This is a genomic window from Phormidium sp. CCY1219 (assembly GCF_035615515.1).
Taxonomy (GTDB): Bacteria; Cyanobacteriota; Cyanobacteriia; order Cyanobacteriales; family Laspinemataceae; genus CCY1219.
This window is the reverse complement of record NZ_JAJENT010000848.1, coordinates 1-1,378: the sequence shown is the minus strand read 5'-3', so window position 1 is coordinate 1,378 and position 1,378 is coordinate 1. Positions and strand designations below refer to the sequence as shown.

At 54.7% G+C, this 1,378-nt stretch carries 2 protein-coding genes; both read left to right on the top strand.

Going from position 1 to position 1,378, the window contains the following annotated elements:
* Positions 1 to 166: 166 nt before the first annotated feature.
* Positions 167 to 415 carry an acetyltransferase gene (locus LKK83_RS27025; RefSeq protein ID WP_324634581.1) on the top strand — a complete coding sequence of 83 codons (249 nt, stop codon included), beginning with the start codon at positions 167 to 169 and terminating at the stop codon, positions 413 to 415.
* 3 nt (positions 416 to 418) lie between these two features.
* Positions 419 to 1,303 carry a HEAT repeat domain-containing protein gene (locus LKK83_RS27020; protein ID WP_324634580.1) on the top strand — a complete coding sequence of 295 codons (885 nt, stop codon included), beginning with the start codon at positions 419 to 421 and terminating at the stop codon, positions 1,301 to 1,303.
* Positions 1,304 to 1,378 lie beyond the last annotated feature (75 nt).

The following is a 1,378-nucleotide window of genomic DNA, read 5'->3' as shown; positions in this document are numbered from 1 at the left end:
GTGGGGAAAAGCGCCTTTAAAAGTCCGACTTTGGACTCTTTAAGAATCCCTCGGATTTATCCGTAGGGAGTATCAATTTAGTTTATATTCCCTGGTCAAGCAGTACCGCTTTTGGGATGATAGATCTGTGCAGTTTATCCGCTAGCGTCCCAAACCAGCCATAGCCATGTCTGAGCATTCAGAAAAAAACCCCCTAGCCTCACCAACACAAGAACTCGATGACGTCATCGCCGGTTTGCAGCAATATCGAGAGCGAATCGTCAACGACGTCACGGAAATGGCCAAAAAAGTCAAACTCTCTAAAAAAGCGACAATGGCGCATTTAGAACAACATCCCGAATTAGAGCGGATCGATGCCTTGCTCGCCGATCTGCGATCGCGCAAAGCCACCATCGACCCATTGCGATCGGAATAAATCATGGCAGATTCTCGAGTTTCATCCAATGTACCCCCTGCCCCCTCCCAGGCACAAACCGATCGCTTGCTCGAAACCATCAACGAGCAACTCGCCGAGGGAAACTTCGATCGCACCGATGCCAAACTCCTACAGCAGATGGTATCCGCCTTAGCAGATTCCCGAGGGATGACCCGCTTAGGCTTAGTGGAGGCATTTGGCATCATTGGGGAAGCAGCGGCTCCGTTTTTAATGGACGGATTAGCCAATCACCCAAACCCCGTAGTGCGTCGCTCCTGCGGCAAAGCCTTGGCCAAAATCAGCTATCCTGGGGCAATTCCCATTTTAATGGATGCCTTGCTATCTGATGAAGATACGGTGGTGCGAAGTTCAGCCGCCGGGGCCTTGGCGAAAATGGGGGCACCTGCAGTGCAAGCCCTGCTCGATACCCTCACCGCCGATGTCTCCGAAACGGCGAAAGGTCATGCCGCTTGGGCCTTGGCATTTATGGGTGAATCCGCCAGGGAACCGCTGATGGCGGCGATCGCCTCCGACTCCGTGGATGTCCGCTGTGCGGTGGTGAGCGCCCTCGGGAATATTGCCCAAGGGCAACAAGGCGATCGAGCCTTGGCAAAAGTGCTGCTGGCATTGCGCGATCGCGAAGCGGCGGTGCGCGTGGAAGCTGCAGCAGTGTTGGGTCAGGTGGGTTCCCCCTTGGGGGTATCGGCACTCATCGAGCGTCTGAATGACCCCTCAGAGTCAGTCAGACGGGCGGCAGTGCTGGCCTTGGGCAAAATCGGCGATCGCAGCGCTCTGGAAGCCTTACAAGGCAAATTAACCGACGAACGAGAATCGGTGCGTCAAGTGGCGGCGATCGCGATCGCTCAGATAGAACCGCACTCGAGTTAAAGTCAGGGACTCCGTAGAAACCAACCCCATGTCTAAAGCCAGGGGCTTGTACTTCTAACCACCTGACCAGCCTAA